Origin of the sequence: Herbiconiux sp., assembly GCF_023264895.1 — a bacterium.
Classification (GTDB): domain Bacteria; phylum Actinomycetota; class Actinomycetes; order Actinomycetales; family Microbacteriaceae; genus Herbiconiux.
The window spans coordinates 21,309-28,344 of sequence record NZ_JAHFUY010000058.1 but is presented as its reverse complement, the minus strand read 5'-3'; the positions used below and the strand labels follow the sequence as shown (position 1 = coordinate 28,344).

Genomic DNA, 7,036 nt, shown 5'->3' with positions numbered 1-7,036 from the left:
CCGTGTGAGCGCGGCCGCCTGAGCCGGCCGTCTGAGCGGGGCCGCCTGAGTCGGCGGGCCGCATCCGGGTCACGGGGAATCCCGTGGGCGACGGGCGCGAAGTGGCGCCGAGGTGTATGCGGGTGACACTCTGCTCGCGGGGAATCGCGAGCTGGGCCGCGGGTGCGCACGGCGATGCCCCGCCGAAGGAGGACATCGCCGTGAGCACCGGTCTCGACCAGAGCACGAAGCGCGGGCACCACCGCACGAAGCCGCACAAGCCGATCCGGCACACCCACACCGTGCTCGTGCTGGCCCTCGGCATCGCGGTGTGGCTGTTCATCGGGCTCGTGCCGCTGCACCTGATGCACAACCTCGCCATGGCGCCCGCCTGGTTCGTCATCGGGGCCGCGTTCATCCCGCTCACCCTGCTCTGGATCATGGTGCACCGGCTGACCCCGCTCGACACCCTCACCCCCGAGAAGATCGTGCAGACGGCGGCGATCGGCGGCCTGCTCGCCTTCACGCTCGGCGGCACCCTCGACTCGCTCGTCACGCTCATTCCGCAGGAGGTCGTGGGCGGCGAGGGAGTCACCTCCCTCGCGCTCGCGGGCATCGTCGAGGAGTTCGCGAAGGCGGTGCTCATCGTCGCCCTCGGCTGGAAGGTCGCGAAGACCACACGCAACGGCCTGTTCCTCGGCGGCGCGATCGGCATCGGCTTCGCCATCCTCGAGACCACCTACTACATCTGGGAGGCGTTCGGCACGGGGGCCCCGTCGCCGCTGGTCGCCGCCGCCGACGTCGCGCTGAGGCGCGGGCTGCTCTCGCCGCTCATGCACCCGCTGTGGAGCGCGCTGCTCGGCGCGGCGATCTTCCACGCCGCGTCGAAGACGGGGCACTACCGCCTGACGCTCGGCGTGGTCGGGGCCTACCTGGGCGTGGCGGTGCTGCACGGCCTCTGGGACTCGTCGGGATCCCTCGTCGAGATCGCCACCGGCAGCGCCGTCGCCGGTGCGCTCGCCACCTGGGGCTCCCTGATCGTGGTCGCACTCGTCGGCGGGTTCGTCTGGCGGCACGTGGCCAGGCGGTCGCGCGCCGCGCTGGAGGCGACCGCCGAGGCACCAGCCGCCGTCTAGGGGCGCTAGGGGCGCTTCGCCCGCGGGAGGCCGGCGACCACGAGGTCGTAGGAGTTCACGATGAGGTCCTCCACGAGGGCCGCGTCGGTGCGCTCATCGAAGAGCACCGAGATCCAGTGCCGCTTGTTCATGTGGTAGCCGCGAGTGATCCAGGGGTGGTCGCGCACGAGCGCGTCGATGTAGGCGGGCTGGGCCTTGAGGGTCACGCCCTCGGCGTCGCTCTCGAGGTCCCAGAGCGCGAACACCTTGCCCACCACCTTGAACACGGCGGTCTCGGGGCCGAACGGCCGCTCATCCGTGGTGGCCGGCAGCTCGCCGCACACCTCGAGCACCCGCTCGCGCGTCATCCTCTCGCTCATGCCCTCAAACTACCGCCCCCCGCCCACCCCCTCCCACGAGTGGGCACTTTCGGCTCTGAGAATGAGATCTTGAGACCGAAAGTGCCCACTCGTGGGAAGGGGGCGGGGGCGGGCTAGTCGGTGCCTGCGTCGAAGGCGGCGCCCTCGGAGGCGAGGTCGGTGGCGCGCTCGAGGGCGTCGGCGTCGGCGCTGTGCGGGGCGCTGCTGCCGAGGATCTCGTTCGCCGCGCCCTCCTCGAGGGTGCCGACGAGCTCGGCCGTGGCGCCGCCGATGATGCCGGCCGCCGCGTACTGCTCGAGGCGGGAACGCGAGTCGGCGATGTCGAGGTTGCGCATGGTGAGCTGGCCGATCCGGTCGCCAGGGCCGAACGCGGCGTCGCCGACGCGCTCCATCGAGAGCTTGTCGGGGTGGTAGCTGAGGGCGGGGCCCCGGGTGTCGAGGATCGTGTAGTCGTCGCCGCGGCGAAGGCGCAGCACGACCTCGCCCGTGACGGCGGAGCCCACCCAGCGCTGGATGGACTCGCGGAGCATCAGCGACTGCGGGTCGAGCCAGCGGCCCTCGTACATGAGGCGGCCGAGGCGGCGGCCCTCGGTGTGGTAGTTCGCCACCGTGTCCTCGTTGTGGATGGCGTTCAGCAGGCGCTCGTAGGCGATGTGCAGCAGCGCCATGCCCGGCGCCTCGTAGATGCCGCGGCTCTTGGCCTCGATGATGCGGTTCTCGATCTGGTCCGAGACGCCCAGGCCGTGACGGCCGCCGATGGCGTTGGCCTCGATCACGAGAGCCACGGCATCCGGGAACTCGGTGCCGTTGATGGCCACCGGGCGCCCCGCCTCGAAGCGCACCGACACCTCCTCGGTGGCGATCTCGACGTCGTCGCGCCAGGCGGCGACGCCCATGATCGGCTCCACGATGTCGAGCCCGGCGTCGAGCTCCTCCAGGCGCTTGGCCTCGTGGGTGGCGCCCCAGATGTTGGCGTCGGTCGAGTAGGCCTTCTCGGTGGAGTCGCGGTAGGGGAAGCCGCGCGCCACGAGCCACTCGCTCATCTCGGTGCGGCCGCCGAGCTCGCCCACGAACTCCGCGTCGAGCCACGGCTTGTAGACGCGCAGACGCGGGTTGGCGAGCAGGCCGTAGCGGTAGAAGCGCTCGATGTCGTTGCCCTTGTAGGTGGATCCGTCGCCCCAGATGTCGACGCCGTCCTCCTTCATGGCGCGCACGAGCATGGTGCCCGTGACGGCGCGGCCGAGGGGCGTGGTGTTGAAGTAGGTCTTGCCGCCGGAGCGGATGTGGAACGCGCCGCACTGGAGCGCCACGAGGCCCTCCTCCACGAGCGCGCTCTTCGCGTCGACGAGACGGGCGATCTCGGCGCCGTACTCGAGCGCGCGGGCGGGCACGGTGTCGATCTCGGGCTCGTCGTACTGGCCGATGTCGGCCGTGTAGGTGCAGGGCACAGCGCCCTTCTCGCGCATCCAGGCGACGGCGCAGGAGGTGTCGAGACCGCCCGAGAATGCGATGCCGACGCGCTCGCCGACAGGAAGGGAACTGAGAACCTTGGACATACGAAAACTGTAGCGCGCGCGAGGGGGGCGTCTTGGCGCCGTCTTCTCGCGAAACACTGTGACCGTTCGCAGGCAACGTTCGTCACACTGCTGGCCGCCGTTCACCTTCCGGCCGTACGTTCGGGACACAGATCGAAAAGGATGTGAACCATGGCACTCGACTCCACCGCCTGGACCCGCGACCTCCTCTCCCGGCGTCGCGCCCTGCACTCCGCCATCGACGGGCTCGCCCGCCGGCATCCCGCCGACGCCGCGCGCGCCCGGCTCGAGGTCTACACGATCACGCACCGCTTCTCGACGGGTGCGATCGACCGCGCCTCGGTGGAGGAGTCGTTCGCCGCGCTCGAGCACACGCTCGTCGAGGTCGCGCGCGCCGCCTGAGCCGCCCTGCCTGGGCGGCGGGCGGGCTAGGAGCCTAGGCTGACCGCATGGCGACCGAGTTCCTGCGCGACGGAGTGTTCCTGCTGGCGTGGTTCGGGCTCATGACCTGCGTGTGGCTGGGATGGGCGCAGGAGGCTCCGCCGAAGCGGGCGCCCCTCTGGCTCGGCATCGGCAGCGGGCTCGGGATCGTCGCCGCCGTCGGCGGAGGCCTCCTGGTGTGGCGCACGTGGAGCACGCCGTCGGGGCTCGAGGGGCAGTACGGGGTCTTCGGCATCATCGTGGGCATCGAGGTCGTGGCCGCGGGGCTCGCGTGCTTCGTGCTCTGGCGGAAGGGCCGCACGAAGTGGTTCGCGCTGGCCGTGGGGCTCGTGGTGGCGCTGCACTTCGTGCCGCTCGGCATCCTGCTCGACGACCCCGCGCTCGTGGTGCTCGGGCTCGTGCAGGCGGTGCTCGTGATCGTCGCCGGTCGGGTGGCTCAGAACCGCCGCATCGCCCCGAGCTACGCCGTCGGGGTCACCATGGGGGTGACACTGCTGCTCTCGGCGGCGGTCGCCGCGGCCCGGTGGGTTCCCGAGGCGCTCAGCGCCTGACGAGCGCGCCCGAGCCTGCGTCAGAGCCGGTGCAGTGCGGCGACAGCTACTGCGAGGTCGTCTTCTCGATGCTCATGACGAGCACGACGCGGTCGGCCGAGTCGGGCGGCGGCGCCTGGTCCGGGTCGCCGTAGCGCTTGCCGAGCACCACGTAGAAGGCGCCGGTGGGGTCGGGCTCGACCGCGATGAGCTTGCCGCGCACCTCGAGGTAGCGGAACGGGTTCTCGGGATCGATGACCGAGAGGCTCATGGCCGGGTTCTGCTGCAGGTTGCGGAACTTGGCGCGCTTCGTGGTGTGCGTGAAGCGCAGGGTGTCGCCCTCGCGGAGGAACCACATCGGGTTGACCTGCACCGTTCCGTCGGGCCGCACCGTTCCGAGATGGCCGTAGTTGGGCTGCTCGAGCAGCTCCGCGTAGTCGGCGGGGATCGCATCGCTCATGACCTCATCCAACCACGACACCCCCGCCCGCCACGATGCCCGGATTGCCGAACCGGCACGGGTCTTTGCGGCCGCGCGGCGCATCCGGCAGTGTGATGCCATGAGCCACGAGCACCCAGCCCACGAGCACCGCACCGACGAGCACCGCGAGCCGGCGGATGCCTCCGCCTTCTGGGAGTCCCGCTACGGCGAGCGCTCCCGCATCTGGAGCGGCAACGCCAACCGGGCCCTCATCGACACCGTCAACGGGCTCACCCACGGCACCGGCCTCGCCCCCGGCACCGCTCTCGACCTGGGCAGCGGCGAGGGCGGCGACTCCCTCTGGCTCGCCGAGCAGGGCTGGAGGGTCACGGGCATCGACATCTCGCCCACCGCCCTCGCCCGCGCCGCCGACGAAGCGGATGCGCGGGGCATCCCCGCCGACCGCCTCACCTGGCAGCACCACGACCTGGTCGACTGGCATCCGGGCGCCGAGGAGCGTTACGACCTCGTCTCGGCCTGCTTCCTGCACGCGCCCGTCGAGGTCGCGTTCCCGCGGGAGGACGTGCTGCGCCGGGCGGCCGGAGCCGTGGCACCCGGCGGGCACCTGCTCGTGGTGGGGCACGCCGGAATCCCGCCGTGGGCCTCCGAGCACCACCACGACGACACCGAGCTGCCCACCAACGCCCAGGTGCTCGACGCGCTCGCCCTCGACCCGGCCCTCTGGACGACCATCGTCGACGAGAACCGCCCCCGCCGCGCCACGGCCCCCGACGGCACCGTCGTCGACATCGACGACGCCGTGCTCCTCCTCCGCCGCACGGCCTGAGCCGCCGCGCTTCCGCCGCCGCGCGCGCTCGCACCACCCGCGCTCGCGCGGATCTGCGTGGGGAACGACAAACGTCGCGGCATCCGAGGCCATATACGGCCCGGATGCCGCGACGTTTGCACTCCCGAACGCCAACCGCCGGTGGCGGCATGACCGTGCTGAAGCAGGAGCCGACCGCATCGTGCGATTGCCCACCCCGGATCACCCGGCGGGTCTGGACGCGACGCCCCCCACTGCCTAGCCTGAGCAGAGACAGGGAAGTCGAGGTGGTCGCGGTGAAGAAGCCGAGCGAGACCGATGTCATCGAGTACGACCGAGCGGGAGACTCGGAGGTGCTCGAACTCCACCGTCGCCCGCTCCCGCCGCCCGGCCCCGGCGAGGTCACGGTCGAGGTGATCGCCGCGGGCATCAGCCACATCGACGGCTTCATCCGGAGCGGTCGCGAGGTCACCTGGGCCGACGAGCCGTTCCCGCGCGGAACGGGCAGCTGCTTCGCCGGGATCGTCGTCGACTCCGCCGACCCAGGGCTGCCGCGCGGCACCGAGGTCGTCGGCCATCTCCGATCCGGAGCCCACGCCACCTACCTCACCGTGCCCGCAGCCACCCTCGTGAAGAAGCCGAGGCGGGTCACCTGGGAGACCGCGGGCGGGCTCTACCTGGCCGGGGTCACCGCCCTCGACACGCTCGACGACCTCCGGATCGGCGCCGGCGACACGGTCGTCATCTCCGCGGCCGCCGGCGGGGTCGGCAGCATCGAGGCCCAGATCGCCCGCCACCGCGGCGCCACCGTCATCGGCACCTGCGGCGAGCGCAACTTCGACTACCTGCGCCAGATCGGCATCATCCCGGTGAAGTACGGCCCGGGCATCGCCGACCGGATCCGCGAGGCGGCGAAGGGGGGCGTGACCGCCTTCATCGACAACTTCGGCCAGGACGGCCTCGAGCTCGCCGAGGAGCTCGGCGTGCCGGCCTCCCGCTACCGCTCGAGCGCCGATCGCCGCGACACCGAGCTGCGGCTGCTGCAGGACGACGCCGAGTCCGTCGAGCACGGCACCCGCCAGCTCGAGGCGGTGCTCGCCCTCGCCGAGACGCAGGCGTTCACGCTGCTCATCTCCGGGCTCTACCCGCTCGCCGACACGGCCAGGGCCTACGCCGACCTCGACAAGCTGCACTCACGGGGCAAGGTCGTGCTGGTCACGCATCCGGTCTCCGCGAGCCGCCACCTCAAGGCGCGCGACGTCGCCGACGCACGGGCCTAGAACGCGTTCGCCGGGTTCGGGAGGTACGACCCGTAGCCCGCGCGGGGCGGCGGCTGCCGGTGCCAGGCGAGCAGCTGGGGCTCGTAGACCGCGGTGCGCCCGCCGAGCATGAACGCCCACACGTAGGGGAAGAAGATCCCGATCACGAGGAACCCGGCGTCCTTCCGGAACGCGAGCCCCGTGCGCCACATGCCGATGTAGAGGAACACGCTCGTGACCGTGCCGAGCCCCGCGATCGACAGCAGCGACAGCCACCCCGGCTGCCCGCCGAGCTCGAGCCACACCCAGGTGCGGTAGACCGGCACCCACGCCACCCACGGCTTGATGCCCACCTTGCGGAACAGCGCCATCAGCGCGAATCCCATCAGCACCCAGAGGGCCGCGACGATCAGGAGGGTCAACAGGATCGTCCCGACCATCACCGTCAGGTAGATAGCGAGGAACTGGGCGGTCTCGTCTGAGCTCATGCCCCCACCCTAACGATGGGCAGAATCCGAGAAGCGGATGTCGGAGGGCACCGCTACCCTTC

Annotated in this window: 9 protein-coding genes; 5 read left to right on the top strand and 4 right to left on the bottom strand. The window is 71.4% G+C overall.

Annotated features, from left to right (window positions below):
- The first annotated feature begins 122 nt into the window (after positions 1-122).
- Positions 123-1,115 carry a PrsW family glutamic-type intramembrane protease gene (locus Q0D57_RS11875; protein ID WP_291043749.1) on the top strand — a complete coding sequence of 331 codons (993 nt, stop codon included), beginning with the start codon at positions 123-125 and terminating at the stop codon, positions 1,113-1,115.
- Between the two features lie 5 nt (positions 1,116-1,120).
- Here Q0D57_RS11875 and Q0D57_RS11870 read toward each other — a convergent pair whose 3' ends face one another.
- Entirely contained in the window at positions 1,121-1,474 is a 354-nt protein-coding gene (locus tag Q0D57_RS11870; RefSeq protein WP_291043745.1) for an MmcQ/YjbR family DNA-binding protein, read from the bottom strand.
- 113 nt (positions 1,475-1,587) lie between these two features.
- Complete coding sequence (gene argG, locus Q0D57_RS11865; protein ID WP_291043738.1) at positions 1,588-3,030, bottom strand: argininosuccinate synthase; 1,443 nt, start codon at positions 3,028-3,030, stop codon at positions 1,588-1,590.
- A 150-nt stretch (positions 3,031-3,180) separates the two neighbouring features.
- Here argG and Q0D57_RS11860 point away from each other — a divergent pair, with 150 nt between their 5' ends.
- Together Q0D57_RS11860 and Q0D57_RS11855 are read left to right on the top strand one after the other, a co-directional pair.
- Positions 3,181-3,411 (top strand): hypothetical protein, encoded by a 231-nt coding sequence (locus Q0D57_RS11860; protein WP_259526372.1) that lies wholly within the window; start codon positions 3,181-3,183, stop codon positions 3,409-3,411.
- Positions 3,412-3,458: 47 nt separating this feature from the next.
- A complete protein-coding gene (locus Q0D57_RS11855) occupies positions 3,459-4,001 on the top strand; it encodes a hypothetical protein (RefSeq protein ID WP_291043719.1) in 543 nt (180 codons plus the stop codon).
- A gap of 46 nt (positions 4,002-4,047) precedes the next feature.
- Here the strand turns inward: Q0D57_RS11855 and Q0D57_RS11850 are convergent, their stop codons facing one another.
- A complete protein-coding gene (locus Q0D57_RS11850) occupies positions 4,048-4,440 on the bottom strand; it encodes a PPOX class F420-dependent oxidoreductase (RefSeq protein ID WP_291043712.1) in 393 nt (130 codons plus the stop codon).
- A gap of 100 nt (positions 4,441-4,540) precedes the next feature.
- On the opposite strand from Q0D57_RS11850, the gene Q0D57_RS11845 reads away from it, so the two are divergent.
- Positions 4,541-5,248 carry a class I SAM-dependent methyltransferase gene (locus Q0D57_RS11845; protein ID WP_291043707.1) on the top strand — a complete coding sequence of 236 codons (708 nt, stop codon included), beginning with the start codon at positions 4,541-4,543 and terminating at the stop codon, positions 5,246-5,248.
- Positions 5,249-5,523: 275 nt separating this feature from the next.
- Positions 5,524-6,507: an NADP-dependent oxidoreductase gene (locus Q0D57_RS11840; protein ID WP_291043705.1), complete on the top strand. Its 984-nt coding sequence runs from the start codon at positions 5,524-5,526 to the stop codon at positions 6,505-6,507.
- On the opposite strand, the gene Q0D57_RS11835 is transcribed toward Q0D57_RS11840, so the two are convergent.
- Positions 6,504-6,974: a DUF5684 domain-containing protein gene (locus Q0D57_RS11835; protein WP_291043701.1), complete on the bottom strand. Its 471-nt coding sequence runs from the start codon at positions 6,972-6,974 to the stop codon at positions 6,504-6,506. The genes Q0D57_RS11840 and Q0D57_RS11835 overlap by 4 nt on opposite strands.
- Between the last annotated feature and the right edge of the window lie 62 nt (positions 6,975-7,036).

What these genes read in the sequence shown, in the direction of transcription:
- Q0D57_RS11850 (WP_291043712.1), bottom strand. Translation starts at nt 4,440, where the DNA reads ATGAGCGATGCGATCCCCGCCGACTACGCGGAGCTGCTCGAGCAGCCC.
- Q0D57_RS11855 (WP_291043719.1), top strand. Translation starts at nt 3,459, where the DNA reads ATGGCGACCGAGTTCCTGCGCGACGGAGTGTTCCTGCTGGCGTGGTTC.
- argG (WP_291043738.1), bottom strand. Translation starts at nt 3,030, where the DNA reads ATGTCCAAGGTTCTCAGTTCCCTTCCTGTCGGCGAGCGCGTCGGCATC.
- Q0D57_RS11835 (WP_291043701.1), bottom strand. Translation starts at nt 6,974, where the DNA reads ATGAGCTCAGACGAGACCGCCCAGTTCCTCGCTATCTACCTGACGGTG.
- Q0D57_RS11870 (WP_291043745.1), bottom strand. Translation starts at nt 1,474, where the DNA reads ATGAGCGAGAGGATGACGCGCGAGCGGGTGCTCGAGGTGTGCGGCGAG.
- Q0D57_RS11860 (WP_259526372.1), top strand. Translation starts at nt 3,181, where the DNA reads ATGGCACTCGACTCCACCGCCTGGACCCGCGACCTCCTCTCCCGGCGT.
- Q0D57_RS11845 (WP_291043707.1), top strand. Translation starts at nt 4,541, where the DNA reads ATGAGCCACGAGCACCCAGCCCACGAGCACCGCACCGACGAGCACCGC.